This window comes from Nitrobacter sp. TKz-YC02, assembly GCF_049852135.1.
Lineage (GTDB): Bacteria > Pseudomonadota > Alphaproteobacteria > Rhizobiales > Xanthobacteraceae > Nitrobacter > Nitrobacter vulgaris.
The window spans coordinates 3,410,418-3,429,623 of record NZ_CP180728.1; the positions used below are offsets into that span (position 1 = coordinate 3,410,418).

Below are 19,206 nucleotides of genomic sequence, written 5' to 3' on the forward strand. Positions count from 1 at the left end.
ACGGTCTCCGATTGCCGCGACCGCGTCAACCGCAAGACGGCCCGGACCGCAAAAAACCCTGCTCTCACGGTGAAACGCGAGTTAAACAAAGTGCCATGTGGACCTCCGCCAAAGCTCCCTCGCTGGCTGACATGGAAACCAGGGCGCACGAGGTGCTTGCGCGCCTGCCCGGGCGTTTCCGGCGCCTGTGCGAAGGCCTCATCATTCGCGTCGAGGATTTTCCGACCGACGAGGTGCTGGACGAGATGAAAGCCGACAGCGAATATGATCTGCTGGGATTGTTCCAGGGCACGGGCCTGCCGTTCCAGAGCCAGGATGACGTTGCCAGGCTGCCCAATCTGATCTGGCTCTACCGCCGTCCGATCATCGACTACTGGGCCGAGCATGATGAAACGCTCGACCATATCATCACTCATGTGCTGATTCATGAAATCGGCCATCACTTCGGACTGTCCGATGCTGACATGGAAGCGATCGAGGCGCAGGCGGCAAACTAGGATCTGCTCCAACTACGTTGGGCAAGCTCTGGCCTCATCCTTTTGATTGAGGATGATCTTATCCGGAAACCGGTTTCCACTTTGCGCTGGCGCGGCCCTTCGGGTCGGGATCATGCTCTAGCCCTGCATGATTGGACCTTGGATCGAGGCCGGGATCGGGCTAGAACGGGCTGCTCACGAGGACTCCGGTCATGGACAAGTTCACAACGCTGGAAGGCGTCGCGGCGCCGCTGAAGATCATCAATGTCGATACCGACATGATCATTCCGAAACAGTACCTGAAGACCATCAAGCGTACCGGCCTTGGCAAAGGACTTTTCTCGGAACAGCGCTACAAAGAGAACGGCTCTGAGAATCCGGATTTCGTTCTCAACAAGGCAGCCTATCGCAACGCCAAAATCCTCGTCGCCGGCGACAATTTCGGCTGCGGCTCGTCGCGCGAGCACGCGCCGTGGGCGCTGCTCGACTTCGGCATCCGCTGCGTGATCTCCACCTCGTTCGGCGACATCTTCTACAACAACTGCTTCAAGAACGGCATCCTGCCGATCCGTGTGACGCAAGCCGTCCTCGACAGGCTGTTCGATGACGCCGAACGCGGCGCCAACGCGACGCTGACCATCGATCTGGTCAAGCAGGAAATCCGGGGACCGGACGGCGGCACTGCGACATTCGAAATCGACCCGTTCCGCAAGCATTGCCTGCTGAACGGTCTCGACGACATCGGCCTGACGATGGAAAAGAAGCCGGCGATCGACGCCTACGAGGAGAAGGCGAAACGCGAGCGCGCCTGGGCCTGACCGCTTCCGCCCGCAACACGGAGTTGATCACCCGGTTCCACAACGAAACGACGCTTCGTCGAAAAGCGTGCCATTAGCGTTTTCGAGCGAAGTGGAATCCGGTTCGCGTGAAGAAAACGCGTCAAATCAAAAGACAGAGTCTTTCACCGTTTCCATACGGGCGAAAGACTCCAGACCTCAGGCGGCTTTCTGCTTGGCGCTGATCAGCTTGCGGTTGATCAGGCACTCGGCGATCTGGATGGCATTGAGCGCCGCACCCTTGCGCAGGTTGTCTGACACGACCCACATCGACAGGCCGTTCTCCACCGTCGCATCCTCGCGGATGCGGCTGATGTAGGTGGCATCTTCTCCCGCCGATTCATACGGCGTGACGTAGCCACCGGGTTCATGCTTGTCGATGACGAGACAACCCGGCGCATTGCGCAGGATGCGGCGCGCCTCGTCCGCGGTGATCGGATTCTCGAACTCGATGCTGACCGCTTCCGAGTGGCCGATGAACACCGGCACGCGAACGCAGGTCGCGGTGAGCCTGATTTTGGGATCAAGAATCTTCTTGGTCTCCGCCATCATCTTCCACTCTTCCTTGGTGTAGCCGTCCTCCATGAACACGTCGATCTCGGGGATGACGTTGAAGGCGATACGCTTCGGGAATTTCTTGGCGACGAGCTCGCTCGCGGTGTAGACCGCCTTGGTCTGCGCGAACAGCTCGTCCATCCCGTCCTTCCCGGCGCCTGAAACCGACTGATAGGTCGCGACCACGACGCGCTTGATGACGGCCTTGTCGTGCAAAGGCTTCAGCGCCACCACAAGTTGCGCGGTCGAGCAGTTCGGATTGGCGATGATGTTTTTCTTGGCAAAGCTCGCGACCGCATCCGCGTTGACCTCGGGCACGATCAGCGGCACATCGGGGTCCATCCGCCACGTTGACGAATTGTCAATCACGACCGCGCCGGCCGCCGCGATCTTGGGCGACCATTCCTTCGACACGGCGCCGCCAGCCGACATCAGGCAAATATCGGTGTCGCCGAAATCGTGATTTTCCAGCGCTTTGACTTTCAGGGTTTTGTCGCCGTAGGAGACTTCGGTGCCGACGCTACGGCGCGAAGCCAGCGCCACCACCTCGTCCGCGGGGAATTTCCGCTCGTCCAGAATGTTGAGCATTTCACGCCCGACATTGCCGGTCGCTCCGACCAGCGCGACTTTGTAACCCATCGTTCACTCTCCGAAGAAATCACCCCCTTGTCGCCTCGGCGCGAAACAAGGGAAGACGCTGCGCTTCTAAGCGAGAAACGTCATTAAGACAACGCCGGCCCTCGTTCCGACGTGCTCGATTCAGCCGGCGCATCTGACAAAGTCCACCCGGCTAGCGCGGCTTCCCCGTCCGGGCGCACGGGTCCCGGGGCATCAGCTCACCAATACAGGACGCACCTTGTGGGCGATGGACGAGTGCACGGACACATGCCCGTGCCGAAGCTCGATAGTTCATTGAAAACAGATATTTAAATCATATCGACCAATCGGGCGGCGATCCACTTCAAGGCGGCGGCGAGTTCTCAAGGCGGACTTCCGAAACTGTTGAACCAGGACCGCGCCGGGTTCGAAGCAACATTTCGTCCTGATCGGCATTATTCTCGCAATGTGTGGCCCGATTGGGCTTGTGGCGCGAGGCCGCTGGACGGTAAAAAGGCGATCATACGGATTCATGAGGGCGTGATGACCTTGAAATACTCCACCGCGACCGGGGCTGCGAAAACCATCGCGCTGTTGCTTGCGGCGGCCGCCCTCGTCGGTTTCAGCGCCTCCGGCGCGAGTGCCCAGCCAAGGCACGACCGCGGCGACGCCTACGGTCCGGGTGGACCCAACGTATCCTACCAGTCCGGCCCGCGCACTCGTATCTACATTTCCAAACGCTCATGGCTGGATGCGGGCACCGAGGTGTTGCCGGGCGAGCGCAAATACACCGACTATGCCTTTCCTCCTGCCGTCGGCTATCCCTCGTTCGCCCGCGAGAACCTGAACCGGCCGATCGACCGGCAGCCACTCAGTTCGCCGGCCGATCTCGGCGGGTATCCGACCGTATTTCCACTATACTGATCGTTCTACCGCGCGCCGGAGCCATCCCGGCGGCAACGACATCCAAAAATGCCCGGGATTGCCCGGGCGTTTCTTTGTTTAGACATAGCAGCAAGGCTCAGGCATGCAGCGCCTGAAGCTCCTTCACAACCGCTTCACCCATCTGCGATGTGCTGACCACGGTCAAACCTTCGGACTTCAAATCGGCCGTGCGCAGGCCCTTCGCCAGCACCGCAGCAATCGCGGCGTCGAGCTTGTCCGCCAGTTCCCCCATGTCGAAGGAATAACGCAGCGCCATGCCGAACGAGGCCAGCATCGCGATCGGATTCGCGGCACCCTGACCGGCGATATCGGGCGCGGAACCGTGCACCGGCTCATAGAGTGCGCGGCGCTTTTTGGTTGTTGGGTCGATGTCGCCGAGCGACGCGGACGGCAACATGCCGAGCGAGCCGGTGAGCATCGCCGCGATGTCCGAGAGCATATCGCCGAACAGGTTGTCGGTGACGATCACGTCGAACTGCTTCGGCCAACGCACAAGTTGCATACCGCCGGAATCCGCTAGCTGATGCTCCAGCGCGACGTCCTTGTATTCGCGCTGGTGAACCTGCGTCACGACCTCGTGCCATAGCACGCCGGATTTCATGACGTTGCGCTTTTCCATCGAGGTCAGCTTATTGCGGCGCTTGCGCGCGAGATCGAAGGCAACGCGCGAGATACGTTCGATTTCATAGGTGTCGTAGACTTGCGTATCGACGGCACGCTTCTGGCCGTTGCCGAGATCGGTAATGGTCTTCGGCTCACCAAAATAGACGCCGCCGGTCAGTTCGCGCACGATCATGATGTCGAGACCTTCGACCACCTCGGGCTTCAGGCTCGAAGACTCCGCAAGCGCCGGATAGCAGATCGCCGGACGAAGATTGGCATAGAGCGCGAGGTCCTTGCGCAGCCGCAACAGGCCGGCCTCCGGGCGCACCTCGTAGGGCACCGGATCCCACTTCGGGCCGCCGACCGCGCCGAACAACACGGCGTCGGCGGCGAGCGCCTTCGCCATGGTGGCATCGGTGATGCTGACCTTGTCGGCATCGTAAGACGCGCCACCCACCAATCCTTCCTCGGTCTCGAACCTGGCGATCCCCTGCGCGTCAAGCCAGCCGATCAGCCGTTTCACCTCCCCCATGACCTCGGGGCCGATGCCGTCGCCGGCCAGGAGAAGCAGCTTGTGGGTTGCCATCACAAATCCTCAGAACTTCGTCATGACCGGGAAAGCGAGCGTGTATTGCCGCCGAACCCAGGCTAACCACCTGCCTGCAAGCAAGGGACGGCCTGGATGCCCGACGCAAGGCCGATGATGACATCGCATGTTGTGCCGATTGCTAGGACGGTGTTGCGCTGTTGGCAAGACGCCTTTGCGCCGTATTGTTCTGCCGTGAGGAGCCGTCACAATGCACGCAACATCGATGTGGCCGGCAAGAATCGGAGCCGTCGCGGCGAAACGCTCAGTCGAAATCTTGGGCAGTTCTACTCGATGACGCCGCACGCGATGCGGCCCCCGGCCTCGCCGGTCGGATCGGTCTTGTAGTCGTCGGGTGCCGCGTGAACGACGATGGCCGTGCCGTCCGGCTTCAGAACCGAATTCGGCTTGTCCTTGTCCAGTGTGATGGCGGTACTGACCACTTCGAGCTTTAATTCGCCGGAGAAAGGTATGACGATGTTCGGCAGGTCTCCGGCGTGATGGCCATCCGCCGCCATCATGCCGTGCTTCTTGCTATCCGGATTGAAGTGCCCCCCTGCCGATGTGAATGGCGCCTCGCATTTGCCGGCCGCGTGAATGTGGAGCGCGTGATTGCCGGGAGGCAGGCCTTTCAGAGCGGCCTTGAGCAGAACGCCGTCATTGACCTGCATCAGTTCAACCTTCCCGACGTCGGCGCCTTCGGCGTTTTTCAGCAGAGCCTTGGCCGAATTGGCAGAAACCGCGGTCACGCTCAAGGCAAGAAAAGCCGTCGTCGCGAACAGGGCACGAGCGATCATGGAAAATCTCCGCTGCGGAATCAGAACTTCGGGAAAACGTCGATGTTGTCGCCCTTATATAGCAGCAGCTACCGACGGCGGCCAGTCACATCAAAGACCGCTGAAGGAATTGTAACCCTGATCTTCCCAATAGCCGCCCTTGTAGTCGTTGGTGACTTCCATCGCGATCACATACTTCGGATTCTTAAATCCGAGCTTGGTCGGGACCCTGATCTTCATCGGATAGCCGTACTTGCGCGGCAGGATTTCTCCGTCGAACTTGAAGGTCATTTGGGTCTGCGGATGCAAAGCTGTCGCCATGTCCAGCGGGCTGTTATAGCCGTCGACATCGGCGCACTGAAACCAGCAATATTTCGCGCTCGTATCAGCGCCTATCAAGTTGAGAAAATCGCGCAGCGGCGTCCCGCTCCAGCTTCCGATCGCGCTCCAACCCTCGACGCAGACGTGCCGCGTAATCTGGGTGACTTCCGGCAGCTGATAAAGTTCATCGAGCGTCCATGGTTTCTTGTTATCGACAAGGCCGCGCACTTCAAATTTGTAGTCCTCGCCGTCGATATCAGGCGCCTCTGCCTCGGGATAGTAGCCGTTGAACGGAAACGGCCGCGTGATGTCGGCCTTCGTATAGGTCGGCGCCAGTGTGTTCGGGTTGAAAATCGCGGCTTGCACCTTGTCGTTGAATTTCGAAATCTGAATCAGCAGGCGTTCCGCCGAGAAACTGTCGGATACCTCACATCCGGTCAGCAACGTCAGTGCACCGAGGCTCGCCCCGCCCGAGATGAAGCGGCGGCGTGCCGGATCTGGCAGCAATTTCGCGGCGTCCTGGACCAGAAGCTGCTTGTCGACGCCCGGGATCAGAAGCGAACGGAAACGACGCATAGCTCAATGCTCCACTAGCGCCCGATGATCATGGCGCGCAGGCTCTTTGGCACCAGCAGCGCCAGCGCGACATGTACGACGAGAAAGGCCACAATCAGCGCCATGCAGATGAAATGCACATAGCGCGCGAGGTCATAACCGCCGAACACGGCGGTCAGCCATTGAAACTGGACCGGCTTCCAAATCGCAAGACCCGACAGCACCACCACGATCCCGACAACGATGACGAGCACGTACAAGAGCCTCTGCACCTGGTTATACCGCGATAGATCGTCGTGCCGCAGCTTGCCGGTCAGCGCAGCCCTGGCATCCGCCGCCACGCCCGAGGGCGTAATCGGCAGCAGCTTGCGACGAAAGCGTCCGGTGGCGAGACCAAGCACGAGATAGATGAGGCCGTTGACCATCAACAGCCACATCGCCGCAAAATGCCATAACAGTCCGCCCGCGAGCCATCCGCCAAGCGTGACAAAAGGCGAGAAGGTGAAATCGAACAGCGGCGAGGCGTTGTAGATCTGCCAGCCCGACAGGATCATCACGATCATCGCCGCGGCATTGATCCAGTGAAAAATACGCACCCACGCCGGCTGGATCGCCTTGGCGGGTTGAGATACGGCCAGGCGATCATCGGCTGAAATTCTCGTCATGGCTCCATCCAGATATTCACTTGCCCCGTCGGGTAAGGAAGCCTGTAGATATTCTACGATAGAACTCGACAGCATTCCCGCACATCATCTCCGGCGTGCGAGATATCCGCTTCACAAAAACGGGAGCCGGGCCGCCTGCCCGCTCACCGTCCTGCCTGGCAAAGGGCAACCATGTTATCCAAACCTGCCGCCGCCACCGTGATCGCGCCGCGGATGTATGATCGCTAACGGGAAACCGTCATGAACGCCAACCTGTTTTCGCGCCTGTTCGACGACCTCGACGACGCGGACCGACTCGCGATCGAAACCCTAGAAGGACGCCGCATTAGCTATGGCGATCTGATCGCATTCTCGGGACGGCTGGCTAACGTCCTGGAGGCCCGTGGCGTCAGGCCGGGTGATCGCGTGGCGGTACAAGTCGAAAAGTCGGTGCTAAATCTCGCGCTCTATCTCGCGACCGTTCGTGCCGGCGCGATCTACCTGCCGCTCAACCCGAGCTACACGCTCAACGAACTCGACTTCTTCATCATCGACGCCGAGCCGTCGCTGGTGGTCTGCGACCCCTCGAAGGCGGAGGGCATCCAGGTGATCGCATCGAAGGTGAACGCCACGGTCGAGACGCTGGACGCCAAGGGCAAGGGATCGCTGACCGACGCCGCCACGGCAACAAAGCCGGACTTCATCACGGTTGTGTGCGGGGGCGACGACCTTGCAGCGATCCTCTATACGTCAGGCACAACCGGGCGATCCAAAGGGGCGATGCTGACGCACGATAACCTGACATCGAACGCTTTAAGCTTGGCAGATGCGTGGCGCTTCACCGAGAAGGACGTGCTGATCCACGCGCTGCCGATCTATCACACTCACGGATTGTTCGTTGCGAGCAACGTCACGCTGTTTGCGCGCGCTTCGATGATTTTTCTTCCGAAGTTCGATCCGGACGCTGTCATCAGGATGATGACTAAAGCCACCGTACTGATGGGCGTTCCAACTTTCTACACTCGCCTGCTGCAATATCCGGCAGTGACGAAAGATTCCACTCGGCACATGCGACTGTTTATTTCCGGCTCGGCGCCGCTACTCGCCGACACCCACCGAGAGTGGTCTGCCCGCACCGGTCATGCCGTACTCGAACGTTACGGCATGACCGAGACCGGCATGAACACATCGAACCCCTATGACAGCGAGCGCGTTCCCGGTGCTGTCGGCCCGGCGCTGCGAGGAGTTTCGGTCCGCGTCACCGATCGGGAGACCGGAAAGGAACTGCCACGCGAGAGCGTCGGCATGATCGAGGTCAAGGGTCCGAACGTGTTCAAGGGTTACTGGCGGATGCCGGAGAAGACCAGGACCGAATTCCGCGGCGACGGCTTCTTCATAACGGGCGACATCGGCAAAATCGATCAGAGGGATTACGTGCACATTCTCGGCCGCGGCACGGACCTCGTGATCACCGGAGGCCTCAATGTCTATCCGAAGGAAATCGAAAGCGAAATCGATGCGCTGGCGGGCGTGATCGAGAGCGCCGTCATCGGTGTACCTCACCCGGATTTCGGAGAGGGCGTTACGGCGGTCGTAGTTCGCAGCAAGGACGGAGGTCTCGCGGAGAGACAGGTGCTGGAAGCGCTGAATGGACGACTGGCGAAGTTTAAGATGCCGAAGCGCGTGATCTTTGTCGATGAACTGCCGCGCAACGCCATGGGGAAGGTGCAGAAGACCATCCTGCGTGACGCCTATGCCGGTCTATACAAGCAAAGCTAAGCCGTCACTCGCCAAAGACTCTGGCAGCTTTCGGCCGCATGATGTTAATGAAATGTGAAGGCATAGTTCTGAACGACTATTCGCAAATGGCGATTTTGAGCGTTGCACAGGCTGGCTTAACTCCATAAATATATGAACAGAATTGCTTGTCGCGGATCCCAACCGGGCTTGCGCCGCTTGCCCGCAACCAGCGAAGCCATCGATGACCGTCAGGATCGAACGCCCGCTTTCACCGCACCTTCAGATTTACCGCTGGACCCTGACGATGGCATTGTCCATCGTTCATCGTGCCACCGGTGTGGCGCTCTATTTCGGAACGTTGCTGCTGGTCTGGTGGCTGATGGCCGTGTCATCCGGGCCGGGCGCGTACGCCGCGGTCCAGTCCTTTACGTCGAGTTGGGCGGGACGTCTGATCGCATTCGGGTACACATGGGCGCTGATGCACCACATGTTGAGCGGCGTTCGTCACCTCGTTTGGGATCTCGGTTACGGATTCAAGCCGACCGAGCGTGAGTGGCTGACCCGGGCAGCGTTGATCGGCGGCATTCTACTCACGGTACTGCTCTGGATCGCCGCCTATGCGATCGGAGGCGGAGGACGATGACCGTACCGCCGCCACCCGGCGCGAAGTCCATGCGGACGCCGCTGGGGCGGGTTCGTAACCTTGGCTCGGCCCATTCCGGCACAACGGATTTTTGGCGCCAGAGGCTCACGTCGGTCGCCATGATCTTGCTCATCGTACCGATGGTCGTGGTCATGATGATATTGCTCGGCCGCAACCAGGCAGGCGCAGCGCAGATTCTTGGCTCGCCGCCGATCGCCATCATCATGCTGCTATTCGCAGTCGCCAGCATCTGGCATATGAAGATCGGGATGCAGGTGATTATCGAGGACTACGTGCACGACGAGAAGCTGAAACTGGCGTCGATCATGGCGAACAACTTTTTCTCCGCCACCCTGGCGCTGACCGCCGCTTACGCCATCTTCAAACTGTCATCCGGAGTTTAATTCATGGCCGGAAACGGCAACGCGGCGGCGGCCGTCAACGGCAAGGCCTATCCCATCGAAGACCATACTTATGACGTCGTCGTCGTCGGAGCCGGCGGGGCCGGCCTGCGAGCCGTTGTGGGTTGCGGTCAGGCCGGCCTGCGCACCGCCTGCATCACCAAGGTCTTTCCCACCCGTTCACACACGGTAGCGGCACAGGGCGGTATTTCCGCCTCGCTCGGCAACATGCACAAGGATGACTGGCGCTGGCACATGTACGATACCGTGAAGGGATCGGACTGGCTCGGCGATCAGGATAGCATCGAGTACATGGTGCGGAACGCTCCGGAGGCGGTCTACGAACTCGAGCATTGGGGCGTTCCGTTCTCCCGCACCGAAGACGGCAAGATCTACCAGCGCCCGTTCGGCGGCATGACCATCGATTACGGCAAGAGCCAGGCCCAGCGCACCTGCGCCGCCGCCGACCGTACCGGCCACGCCATGCTGCACACAATGTATGGCCAGGCGCTGCGCCGCGATGCCGAATTTTTCATCGAGTTCTTCGCCATCGACCTGATGATGGACGATCAGGGCGCCTGTCGCGGCGTGATCGCGCTGAAGCTCGACGATGGCACGCTACACCGCTTCCGCGCCCAGACCACCATTCTCGCAACCGGCGGCTATGGACGCGCCTATGCTTCCTGCACCTCGGCGCACATCTGCACCGGCGACGGCGGCGGCATGGCGCTGCGCGCCGGCCTGCCATTGCAGGACATGGAATTCGTCCAGTTCCACCCGACCGGCATCTACGGTTCGGGCTGTCTCGTCACAGAAGGTGCGCGCGGCGAAGGCGGCTACCTTGTCAACGCCGAGGGCGAACGCTTCATGGAGCGCTATGCGCCCTCCGCCAAGGACCTCGCCTCGCGTGACGTAGTGTCGCGCGCGATGACGATCGAAATCCGCGAAGGCCGCGGCGTCGGCAAGAAAAAAGACCACATCTTCCTGCACCTCGATCATCTCGACCCGAAAGTGCTGCACGAGCGGCTGCCGGGCATCTCAGAGTCGGTGAAGATCTTCGCCGGCGTCGACGTTACCCGCGAGCCGATACCGATCCTGCCGACCGTTCACTACAACATGGGCGGCATCCCAACCAACTTCCACGGTGAGGTGGTCACCAAGAAGAACGGCGACGACAATGCAGTCGTGCCGGGCCTGATGGCGGTGGGCGAAGCCGCCTGCGTCTCCGTGCACGGCGCTAACCGCCTCGGCTCCAACTCGCTGATCGACCTCGTGGTGTTCGGCCGCGCCGCCGCCCAGCGCTGCGCTGAAAAGCTCACGGCCAAGGACAAACAACCCGATCTTCCTGCGAATTCCAGCGAGATGGCGCTCGGCCGCCTCGACAAATTTCGTTACGCCTCCGGGGGCACGCCGACCGCCAGGCTGCGCGAGAATATGCAGCGCGTGATGCAGGCCAACTGCGCAGTCTTCCGCACCCGCGATATCCTGACGGAAGGCCAGAAGCTGATTCACGAAGTCTACGAGGGAAGTGCCGACATCGCCGTGTTCGATCGCTCGCTGGTATGGAACACGGACCTGATGGAGACGATGGAATACGACAACCTGATCTCTCAAGCGGTGGTGACAATGGATTCCGCCGCTAACCGGACCGAAAGCCGCGGCGCCCACGCGCGCGAGGACTATCCAGATCGCGACGACCAGAACTGGATGAAACATACGCTGGTCCGGCTCAGCGATCACGGCCTTACCACGATCGACTACCGACCGGTACACGACTACACGATGAGCAACGACGTTCAATACATTCCGCCGAAGGCACGGGTGTATTGATCCGAAACCAAATGTCATCCGCGCTGACCCGCGCATCCATGACCTTCGCGAGCAGAGGGATTGCCGGATCAAGTTGGCAATGACGGACAGACAGCAAGGACGCACCGATGGTTAAATTCGCGCTTCCGAGAAATTCAAAGCCCACCAGCGGCAAGACCTGGCCGAAGCCGGAAGGCGCGACCGAAACGCGCGAATTCAGGGTCTATCGCTGGAACCCGGACGACGACGAAAATCCAAGAGTCGATATCTTCCATATCGATGTCCATGAGTGCGGCCCGAGGGTGCTCGACGGTCTGATTTGGATCAAGGACCACATCGACCCGACATTGACCTTTCGCCGTTCCTGCCGTGAGGGCGTGTGCGGTTCCTGTGCCATGAACATCAACGGCCAGAATACGCTGGCATGCACCAAGTCAATCCACGACGTTTCCGGCGACGCGGTGAAGATCAATCCGCTGCCACATCAGCCGGTTGTGAAGGACCTCGTTCCCGACCTGACAAATTTTTACGCGCAGTACGCCTCGATCGAGCCGTGGCTAAAGACCGCGACGCCAACTCCGCAGAAAGAATGGCGGCAGAGCCGCGAGGACCGCGAAAAGCTCGACGGTCTTTACGAATGTATTCTGTGCGCCTGCTGCTCGACATCATGTCCGAGTTATTGGTGGAATAGCGATCGCTTTCTCGGTCCCGCCGCGCTGCTGCAGGCGGCACGATGGGTCACCGATTCGCGCGACGAAGCCACCGGCGAGCGTCTCGACTATCTCGAGGATCCGTTCCGGCTCTATCGTTGCCACACCATTCTGAACTGCACCAAGACGTGTCCGAAGAATCTGAATCCGTCGGAAGCCATCGCCATGCTGAAGCTGAAGCTGGTCGAGCGCCAGGTTTGATTCCCGCGCGATGCCGTCCGCACGGGGAGCGATCTCCATGAACCAGACGTGCTGCCGCACGAACGCGGGCGATCCGAATGAAGGCATCGCCATTCACCCTGTGACTGCCACCCCTGCGCCATCGCCGCTGCTTACTGCTGTTGCGCGATCCTCATCAAGCACGGCTGACGGCCCACGCGAGCAGCGGTAAGCGCCTGATCTCAACCTTAAGCGATAGCATGTTCCCAATCATCGCCGACGGTAAAACCATGGCCAGGAAGACGCCTTCATACCAACGCTCCCCGTAAGTTTCATGACCAGCACTCGTGACCGCAACACCGGCCCCGGAACATCACACCACGGAAATTGTTAGCTACTTGGACAAAGAGCGCGAATGGAGAGAGCTTGATGGGTGATGAACCGACGGAAGTGCCGCACCCGAAACCAGGCCGTCCGACGGAGCCGCCTCGCGAAGACCCACCCGGAAGTCCCCAGCCCGGTCCAGACATTCCGCCGCCGAGGCAGGAACCGGACACTCCTGCGCCTCCGCAGGAATTACCCGGTCAGCAGCCGGACGAATTGCCGCCGCGGAGTCCTCCGACGCCGCCAGCGCAACCTCCCGCCACGATGTAGTCGCCGAGCGAACGTGAATGCGCTGGAAATGCAACCCATATCGGCTGATGATGTCGCGTGCGCTTGATCCGTAGGCAAGAAATAAATCGAGCGTCGCTCATGATGGCTGCCACATTGCAGCCTTATCGCTATCGATTGATCGCATTCCCGCCAGTGGCAGCAGTCTTGAAGTTCTGTTGCCGAAATTTCTCTTGGAAAAAAGTTGTCATGACGAATTTTCGCTTGGTCCTGCTCGCCACGTCGGCTCTCACTGTCTCCTCGCTGATGATGACGCCTTCACAGGCGCAATCCGGGCCGGTCCAGTTCGCGCAGGCAGCGCCATCGGCCGAGAGTGGAGACAAGGAAAAGCGGAAAGAGCCGCCGAAAGCTGCACCTGCTCGTCCGATCCCGCCGCCCGGCGCACCTGCGCGACCCGCGGCTCCCCCGCCCCATGCAGCGCCGCCCCCAGCGCCACCACCTCCAGCTACCGTACGGCCGACCGCGCCACCACCACCGCATGTGACACCGCCGACGGCTGTGCCGTCACGGCCGGCGGCACCACCTCAACACGCAACGCCTCCCGCTCCACCGCCCGCGCCGAAAGCCGCGCCGACGGCGCAGCCGGTTACACCTCCGGCAGCTCCGAAGCCACCGGTGCCCCCAGCCGTCGCACCGCCGTCTCAGTCAAAGAGCGCGCCGCCTCCGGCCGCGACAAAATCGGCACCGACAACCCCTGCTCCGACCGCACAGCCCTCGATGCCGCCTGCCAGCGCGGAGCCGAATACAATGCGTCGCGACGAACGAGGCCGTGGTAGGTCCGGCCGCGATCCCGGCGGACCTGGAGCTTCTGGTGACCGCCAAAAGGGCGTAGCGCCCACGCAGACGACCCCGACACCCGGCACGACTCCGGTTGCGCCGAGCGCTGCCCCAACGTCGCCTCGCGCGGCACCGGCCTCGCCGTCATCCGCGCCGGCGATTCCACCCGTGGCCGCTCCGGCAGCCCCTGCTACCAGCCCCCCCACCAGCCAGAACGGGACCAAGGCTGGAACTGCGCCTTCCACCCCCGGCGGCCAAACCGCAAGGCCGGCAAGCGTGCCCGACTCCCGTCAGGCACCGCCAACCGTCGCAGCGCCCTTGCCGCCGCCACCGCCGGTCGCCGACAAGGTCGTCGCACCCGGAGCGTCGCCACAGGGACCCCGCCGCATCGAGGATTTCCGTTCTGCGCGGCGGGAGACCCAGCAGGATGGCCGCACCATCATCACCGAGCCGGGCCGCGTCATCGTGCGCGATCCGAGCGGGCGTTCGTTCATCCAGCACAACGAAAGTGATCGTTTCCGTCGCGGCGCGCGGGATTTCCGGCAGGAGCGTATCGGCAACGACACTCGCAACATTGTGGTGCGACCAGACGGCACGCAGATCATCACCGTCAACGATCGCGATGGACGGATGCTGCGACGAATCCGCCGTGACCAGCGCGGCCAGGAAGTCGTTATCATCGACAATGGACGTCGCGGTTACGGCGGCGGAGGCGGTTCGCTCGCTGCAGGCGTCGCGGCCGGCATGGTGGCAGGTGCGATCGGCGGCTACTTCGTATCGTTGCCTCCGCCTCAAATTGGAATTCCGCAGGATCGTTACATTGTCGAGGCGGAAGGTGCGCCGCCCGAGGTGATCTACGACACCTTGATGGCGCCGCCCGTGGAATCAATCGAGCGTCCTTATACGCTCGACGAAGTCCGCTACAGCCCGATGGTGCGCGCGCGGATGCCGAGCATCGATCTCGACACCATCAATTTCGAGACCGGATCGTGGGATATCCCGGACGATCAGGCCGCGAAACTGCAGGTGATCGCCGACGGCATCAACCGTGCGATCGCGCGCAATCCGAGCGAGGTGTTCCTGATCGAAGGCCACACCGATGCGGTGGGCAACGACGTGGACAACCTGTCGCTATCGGATCGCCGGGCGCAATCGGCTGCGGAATTGTTGACGCAGCAATTCCAGGTGCCGGCGGAGAACCTGGTCACGCAGGGCTATGGCGAGCAGAACCTGAAGGTGCAGACTGACGGTCCCTCGCGGGAAAACCGCCGCGTCACGGCACGTCGTATCACGCCGCTGTTGAACGGCGGGCAGGCCTCGGCGTCTCCGCCGCCGCGCGACTGATCGAGATCAGAAAATGAAGATGGCCGGGATCGCTCCCGGCCATTTCTGGTTCAGCAAGCAATGATGGCCATTCTCACAGCCTCAGCTTCTTCCTGCGCTGGCCGAGCGTGCGCAGCCGCAGCGCATTGAGCTTGATGAAACCGGCCGCGTCGCGGTGATCGTAGGCCACAGCACCTTCCTCGAAGGTGACGAGGTCCTGATCGTACAGCGAATATTCGCTGTCTCGGCCGACAAGAATGACATTGCCCTTGTAGAGCTTCAGCCGAACCTGACCGGTGACGTATCGCTGACTCTGGTCGATCGCGGCCTGCAGCATCTCGCGCTCCGGCGAGAACCAGAAGCCGTTGTAGATCAGCTCGGCGTATTTCGGCATCAATTCGTCCTTCAGATGCGCCGCGCCGCGATCCAGCGTGATCTGCTCGATGCCGCGATGGGCGACGAGAAGGATGGTTCCGCCCGGCGTCTCATACATGCCGCGCGATTTCATTCCGACGAAACGGTTCTCGACCAGATCGAGCCGGCCAATGCCGTTGGCGCGACCGAGTTCGTTCAGCTTCGCGAGCAAGGTGGCGGGGGACATCTTCATGCCGTCGATGGCAACAGCATCGCCCTTTTCGAAATCGATCGTGATGTAGGTCGGCTGATTCGGCGCGGCCTCCGGGTCGATGGTGCGTGAATACACATAATCCGGCACCTCCTGCGCCGGATCTTCCAGCACCTTACCCTCGCTGGAAGCGTGCAGAAGATTGGCATCGACGGAAAAAGGCGCTTCGCCGCGCTTATCCTTGGCGATCGGAATTTGATGCTGTTCAGCGAATGCGATCAGTTGCTCGCGCGAGCGCAAATCCCACTCGCGCCACGGCGCGATGATGGTGATGTCAGGCTTCAGCGAGTAATAGCCGAGTTCGAATCGGACCTGATCGTTGCCCTTGCCGGTCGCGCCATGAGACACTGCGTCAGCGCCGACCTTCTCGGCGATTTCGATCTGCTTCTTCGCAATCAATGGCCGCGCGATCGAGGTGCCGAGCAGATATTGACCCTCATAGACCGCATTGGCGCGGAACATCGGGAATACATAATCGCGAACGAATTCCTCACGCAGATCCTCAATGAAGATGTTCTCGTCCTTGATTCCGAGCAACTGCGCCTTCTTGCGAGCGGGCTCCAGTTCCTCGCCCTGACCGAGATCAGCAGTGAAGGTCACAACCTCGGCGCCGTAGGTGGTCTGCAACCATTTCAGGATAATCGAGGTGTCGAGCCCGCCCGAATAGGCGAGCACCACCTTCTTCACATTCTTATTCATGGAAATCCTGTGGGATGACGTGAATTCGGCGGGACTATAGGCGGAACCAGACCCCGTGCAAGGTCCGAACGCTCATACCGGCTTCTCCGGCGCGGGTGCGGGGCCGACATCGCGGCCTCGCCATCGCTGCCGCGCCCGATAGCCGGGCCAGGCGAAGCGGGTCAACGCGGCATCGATCTCTGCGTCGCTCTTGCGAGTTGATGGCCAGCGGTAGATGTAGCCGTGAACCAGCCAGACCACCAAAAATGCCACCAGACCCGCCGTCGCCACGTCGGTGAAGAAATGACCGCCGAAGGCCATCCGCAGCACACTGGTAACTGCGCCGAACGTGATCGCACCCGCATAGGCCAGCGGTCGCCAAACGGGTGGCGTCAGCGCCGCCGGCGCCAAGGTCCAGAACGCGGTCGCACCCTCGCCGGAAAAGAAGGAACAGTTTCTACCGCATTCGCCGCGTGGGTCCCACCACGGCATGAATTTCCAGGGGCCATTGAATTCCGTCACCATCACCGGCCGCGGCCGACCCCAGTAGCTCTTGAACGTCAGGTTGGTCAGGATTCCTGCGCTGAGCAGCATCGTGATGAGTAGAAATGCAACGGCCCGACCAGACATCATCAGCGGACGATCCGGGCGGAACATCTTGACGACCAGCGCGATAATCGCAGGGACCGCGAACCCCCACGCCACCCACATCGCGGCATTGCGCGCGAACGAGGCGAGCGCATCTGACTTGAGCGGAAAAGTCTTGGTCGCGGAATCATAAAACAGCGCCGCGAGGCGGAGGTCGTATTCGGGATGGATCCCGAACGCGACCCCAATCACGAGCGCAAGTCCAAGCGCAATGATTAATCCGGCGCGGTTCATGAGCGCGGTTTAGCCGACAGCAACAGGCATGAAAAGGCCAAGGCGGCTCAGGTCCGCAACGGCAAATCCGGAGGCCGCGGATCGCGTGGAGCTTTCCGCCACACGCCGGCATTCCGCCCCGCGATCAGCCAATAAATGAAGCCGGCGATGACCCCCGCTCCGGTCATGATTTCGAGATGGCGGCGCACGATGCCCTCAAAATGCATCGTCCCAGGGTCGAACGGAATCAGGCCAAGGTAACAGGCCGCACCGCAAATCGCGCCGCCAACGGCGTAGGCCAGTACGCTCCGGATAGAGAAGGCTTCGGTAAGGAGGACCACGATAATCGCCGGCAGCAACGCAAAGCCGCTGGCGAAGATGAATCCGAATCCGAGAACGATGTCCAGCGTATCCGGGTTGGGCGGTGCGACGTCGAGATTGCTGAACTCGGGATACAGCAACGCGACTACAATGATGGTGCCCGCAACGAGGCACGCCGCGAGGAGTCCGAACAGAATCGCGAACAGCCGACCTATCAGGGACAAGAGAAACTCAATCAGTTCTTGGGCATGATCTTATCCGAAAACCGGTTCACACTTTTCGGGATCATGCCTCAATCCGTCATCGCCATGGCACGAAGCGCCTGACGCTCACGAGCCGACAGCTTCTCGGTTTCGGACTTGAGTTGCCCGCAGGCGGCCAGAATGTCGCGGCCACGCGGCGTACGCACCGGGGAGGAATACCCGGCATTGAACACGTATTCGGAAAATTTCTCGATCTGATCCCAGTCCGAGCATTCGTAACGCGTGCCCGGCCACGGATTGAAAGGAATCAGGTTGATCTTGGCGTGGATACCCTTGAGCAGCTTCACCAGCCGCTTGGCGTCATCGAGCGAGTCGTTGACACCCTTCAGCATCACATATTCGAACGTGATCCGCTTGGCGTTGGAGGCCGCCGGATAATCACGGCACGCCTGCATCAGTTCGGCGATCGGATATTTGCGGTTCAACGGCACCAGTTCATTGCGCAGCTCGTCGCGCACCGCATGCAGCGAGATCGCCAGCATGACGCCGATCTCCTCGCCGGCGCGAACGATGTTCGGCACCACACCGGACGTCGACAACGTGATACGACGCTTCGAGATGCCAATGCCTTCATTGTCGGCGACAATCAATAGCCCATCGCGAACCGCGTCGAAATTATAAAGCGGCTCGCCCATTCCCATCATCACTATGTTGGTGACAAGACGATTGCCGTGCGGCGTCTCGCGGTCGGCCCAGTCGTTCAAACGATCGCGTGCAACCATGATCTGGCCAACGATCTCGCCCGCCGTCAGATTGCGCACCAGGCGCTGGGTTCCGGTGTGGCAAAAGGAACAGTTCAGCGTGCAGCCGACCTGCGACGATACGCACAGCGTACCGCGGTCGGTCTCAGGAATGTAGACGCATTCGACTTCATGCGGCTTCTCGAGATCATGACCGCTCGGCAGCCGCAGCAGCCATTTGCGTGTTCCATCGCTCGAAATCTGTTCGGCAACCACTTCCGGCCGATCGACCGTGACGTGTTTTTCAAGTTCGGCGCGCAGGTCTTTCGACACACTGGTCATTTCGGCGAAAGTTTGGACGCCGCGGACATACATCCAGTGCCAGAGCTGCTGCACCCGCATCCTTTGTTGCTCCCGCGGGATGCCGATGGTAGCAAGCCGTTCGGAAATCTCCGCGCGCGTAAGGCCGATCAGTGACGGCTTCGCGGGCGGCACGTAGGTTTCAAGCGCGACTTTTTCCAAAGGAGCGCCACCGGTCGCCGTTTCGGGCGCCACCGGTTTGCTCGTGGCGATGGCGATCTCAGTCGACACAGTGCTCAGGTTGCCGGGTGTCTCATTCATGCGCATGACATAAGCTTTCCAGGCCCCGC

General features: G+C 60.9%; 19 protein-coding genes. 10 read left to right on the top strand and 9 right to left on the bottom strand.

Annotated features, from left to right (window positions below; genetic code table 11):
- The first annotated feature begins 95 nt into the window (after positions 1-95).
- Positions 96-497 (top strand): metallopeptidase family protein, encoded by a 402-nt coding sequence (locus ACM561_RS16415; protein ID WP_425906443.1) that lies wholly within the window; start codon positions 96-98, stop codon positions 495-497.
- 191 nt (positions 498-688) lie between these two features.
- Positions 689-1,294, top strand: a complete 606-nt coding sequence (leuD, locus tag ACM561_RS16420) for a 3-isopropylmalate dehydratase small subunit (protein WP_425906445.1) — start codon at positions 689-691, stop codon at positions 1,292-1,294.
- Positions 1,295-1,471: 177 nt separating this feature from the next.
- Here leuD and ACM561_RS16425 read toward each other — a convergent pair whose 3' ends face one another.
- Positions 1,472-2,506 carry an aspartate-semialdehyde dehydrogenase gene (locus ACM561_RS16425; RefSeq protein ID WP_425906447.1) on the bottom strand — a complete coding sequence of 345 codons (1,035 nt, stop codon included), beginning with the start codon at positions 2,504-2,506 and terminating at the stop codon, positions 1,472-1,474.
- Positions 2,507-3,007: 501 nt separating this feature from the next.
- On the opposite strand from ACM561_RS16425, the gene ACM561_RS16430 reads away from it, so the two are divergent.
- A complete protein-coding gene (locus tag ACM561_RS16430; RefSeq protein WP_425906448.1) occupies positions 3,008-3,388 on the top strand; it encodes a hypothetical protein in 381 nt (126 codons plus the stop codon).
- A gap of 97 nt (positions 3,389-3,485) precedes the next feature.
- On the opposite strand, the gene leuB is transcribed toward ACM561_RS16430, so the two are convergent.
- The 4 genes from leuB to ACM561_RS16450 all read right to left on the bottom strand — a co-directional run bounded on the left by leuB (position 3,486) and on the right by ACM561_RS16450 (position 6,915).
- Positions 3,486-4,598 carry a 3-isopropylmalate dehydrogenase gene (leuB, locus tag ACM561_RS16435; protein ID WP_425906449.1) on the bottom strand — a complete coding sequence of 371 codons (1,113 nt, stop codon included), beginning with the start codon at positions 4,596-4,598 and terminating at the stop codon, positions 3,486-3,488.
- Between the two features lie 287 nt (positions 4,599-4,885).
- The gene (locus tag ACM561_RS16440; RefSeq protein WP_425906450.1) at positions 4,886-5,395 is read right to left on the bottom strand and encodes a superoxide dismutase family protein; all 510 of its coding nucleotides are present in this window, start codon (positions 5,393-5,395) and stop codon (positions 4,886-4,888) included.
- A 90-nt stretch (positions 5,396-5,485) separates the two neighbouring features.
- Positions 5,486-6,271 (bottom strand): molybdopterin-dependent oxidoreductase, encoded by a 786-nt coding sequence (locus ACM561_RS16445; RefSeq protein ID WP_425906452.1) that lies wholly within the window; start codon positions 6,269-6,271, stop codon positions 5,486-5,488.
- A 14-nt stretch (positions 6,272-6,285) separates the two neighbouring features.
- Positions 6,286-6,915 carry a cytochrome b/b6 domain-containing protein gene (locus ACM561_RS16450; RefSeq protein WP_425906453.1) on the bottom strand — a complete coding sequence of 210 codons (630 nt, stop codon included), beginning with the start codon at positions 6,913-6,915 and terminating at the stop codon, positions 6,286-6,288.
- A gap of 240 nt (positions 6,916-7,155) precedes the next feature.
- Here ACM561_RS16450 and ACM561_RS16455 point away from each other — a divergent pair, with 240 nt between their 5' ends.
- The 7 genes from ACM561_RS16455 to ACM561_RS16485 all read left to right on the top strand — a co-directional run bounded on the left by ACM561_RS16455 (position 7,156) and on the right by ACM561_RS16485 (position 15,149).
- On the top strand, positions 7,156-8,673 hold the full coding sequence (locus ACM561_RS16455) for a malonate--CoA ligase (protein ID WP_425906455.1): 1,518 nt from the start codon (positions 7,156-7,158) through the stop codon (positions 8,671-8,673).
- Between the two features lie 202 nt (positions 8,674-8,875).
- Complete coding sequence (sdhC, locus tag ACM561_RS16460; protein WP_079448063.1) at positions 8,876-9,277, top strand: succinate dehydrogenase, cytochrome b556 subunit; 402 nt, start codon at positions 8,876-8,878, stop codon at positions 9,275-9,277.
- Between the two features lie 29 nt (positions 9,278-9,306).
- Entirely contained in the window at positions 9,307-9,681 is a 375-nt protein-coding gene (gene sdhD / locus ACM561_RS16465; protein WP_173816044.1) for a succinate dehydrogenase, hydrophobic membrane anchor protein, read from the top strand.
- 3 nt (positions 9,682-9,684) lie between these two features.
- Positions 9,685-11,508, top strand: coding sequence for a succinate dehydrogenase flavoprotein subunit (sdhA, locus tag ACM561_RS16470; protein ID WP_425906457.1), 1,824 nt, complete (start codon positions 9,685-9,687; stop codon positions 11,506-11,508).
- 107 nt (positions 11,509-11,615) lie between these two features.
- A complete protein-coding gene (locus ACM561_RS16475) occupies positions 11,616-12,398 on the top strand; it encodes a succinate dehydrogenase iron-sulfur subunit (RefSeq protein WP_425906459.1) in 783 nt (260 codons plus the stop codon).
- 788 nt (positions 12,399-13,186) lie between these two features.
- Positions 13,187-13,804 carry a hypothetical protein gene (locus tag ACM561_RS16480; RefSeq protein ID WP_425906461.1) on the top strand — a complete coding sequence of 206 codons (618 nt, stop codon included), beginning with the start codon at positions 13,187-13,189 and terminating at the stop codon, positions 13,802-13,804.
- Positions 13,805-14,081: 277 nt separating this feature from the next.
- A complete protein-coding gene (locus ACM561_RS16485) occupies positions 14,082-15,149 on the top strand; it encodes an OmpA family protein (RefSeq protein WP_425906462.1) in 1,068 nt (355 codons plus the stop codon).
- 73 nt (positions 15,150-15,222) lie between these two features.
- Here the strand turns inward: ACM561_RS16485 and ACM561_RS16490 are convergent, their stop codons facing one another.
- From ACM561_RS16490 to rlmN, 4 genes are all read right to left on the bottom strand, one after another.
- The gene (locus tag ACM561_RS16490) at positions 15,223-16,452 is read right to left on the bottom strand and encodes an argininosuccinate synthase (protein ID WP_425906464.1); all 1,230 of its coding nucleotides are present in this window, start codon (positions 16,450-16,452) and stop codon (positions 15,223-15,225) included.
- A 72-nt stretch (positions 16,453-16,524) separates the two neighbouring features.
- A complete protein-coding gene (locus tag ACM561_RS16495) occupies positions 16,525-17,313 on the bottom strand; it encodes a phosphatase PAP2 family protein (RefSeq protein WP_425906465.1) in 789 nt (262 codons plus the stop codon).
- A gap of 47 nt (positions 17,314-17,360) precedes the next feature.
- Positions 17,361-17,837: a hypothetical protein gene (locus ACM561_RS16500; protein ID WP_425906467.1), complete on the bottom strand. Its 477-nt coding sequence runs from the start codon at positions 17,835-17,837 to the stop codon at positions 17,361-17,363.
- 68 nt (positions 17,838-17,905) lie between these two features.
- Positions 17,906-19,177 (bottom strand): 23S rRNA (adenine(2503)-C(2))-methyltransferase RlmN, encoded by a 1,272-nt coding sequence (rlmN, locus tag ACM561_RS16505; protein WP_425909794.1) that lies wholly within the window; start codon positions 19,175-19,177, stop codon positions 17,906-17,908.
- Positions 19,178-19,206: the final 29 nt, after the last annotated feature.

Bases quoted from the DNA above. Each gene is read 5' to 3' on its own strand.
- sdhA (WP_425906457.1), top strand. From the start codon at position 9,685: ATGGCCGGAAACGGCAACGCGGCGGCGGCCGTCAACGGCAAGGCCTAT.
- sdhC (WP_079448063.1), top strand. From the start codon at position 8,876: ATGACCGTCAGGATCGAACGCCCGCTTTCACCGCACCTTCAGATTTAC.
- leuB (WP_425906449.1), bottom strand. From the start codon at position 4,598: ATGGCAACCCACAAGCTGCTTCTCCTGGCCGGCGACGGCATCGGCCCC.
- ACM561_RS16450 (WP_425906453.1), bottom strand. From the start codon at position 6,915: ATGACGAGAATTTCAGCCGATGATCGCCTGGCCGTATCTCAACCCGCC.
- ACM561_RS16475 (WP_425906459.1), top strand. From the start codon at position 11,616: ATGGTTAAATTCGCGCTTCCGAGAAATTCAAAGCCCACCAGCGGCAAG.
- ACM561_RS16415 (WP_425906443.1), top strand. From the start codon at position 96: ATGTGGACCTCCGCCAAAGCTCCCTCGCTGGCTGACATGGAAACCAGG.
- ACM561_RS16445 (WP_425906452.1), bottom strand. From the start codon at position 6,271: ATGCGTCGTTTCCGTTCGCTTCTGATCCCGGGCGTCGACAAGCAGCTT.
- leuD (WP_425906445.1), top strand. From the start codon at position 689: ATGGACAAGTTCACAACGCTGGAAGGCGTCGCGGCGCCGCTGAAGATC.
- ACM561_RS16425 (WP_425906447.1), bottom strand. From the start codon at position 2,506: ATGGGTTACAAAGTCGCGCTGGTCGGAGCGACCGGCAATGTCGGGCGT.
- ACM561_RS16490 (WP_425906464.1), bottom strand. From the start codon at position 16,452: ATGAATAAGAATGTGAAGAAGGTGGTGCTCGCCTATTCGGGCGGGCTC.
- rlmN (WP_425909794.1), bottom strand. From the start codon at position 19,177: ATGAATGAGACACCCGGCAACCTGAGCACTGTGTCGACTGAGATCGCC.
- sdhD (WP_173816044.1), top strand. From the start codon at position 9,307: ATGCGGACGCCGCTGGGGCGGGTTCGTAACCTTGGCTCGGCCCATTCC.
- ACM561_RS16495 (WP_425906465.1), bottom strand. From the start codon at position 17,313: ATGAACCGCGCCGGATTAATCATTGCGCTTGGACTTGCGCTCGTGATT.
- ACM561_RS16430 (WP_425906448.1), top strand. From the start codon at position 3,008: ATGACCTTGAAATACTCCACCGCGACCGGGGCTGCGAAAACCATCGCG.
- ACM561_RS16440 (WP_425906450.1), bottom strand. From the start codon at position 5,395: ATGATCGCTCGTGCCCTGTTCGCGACGACGGCTTTTCTTGCCTTGAGC.
- ACM561_RS16455 (WP_425906455.1), top strand. From the start codon at position 7,156: ATGAACGCCAACCTGTTTTCGCGCCTGTTCGACGACCTCGACGACGCG.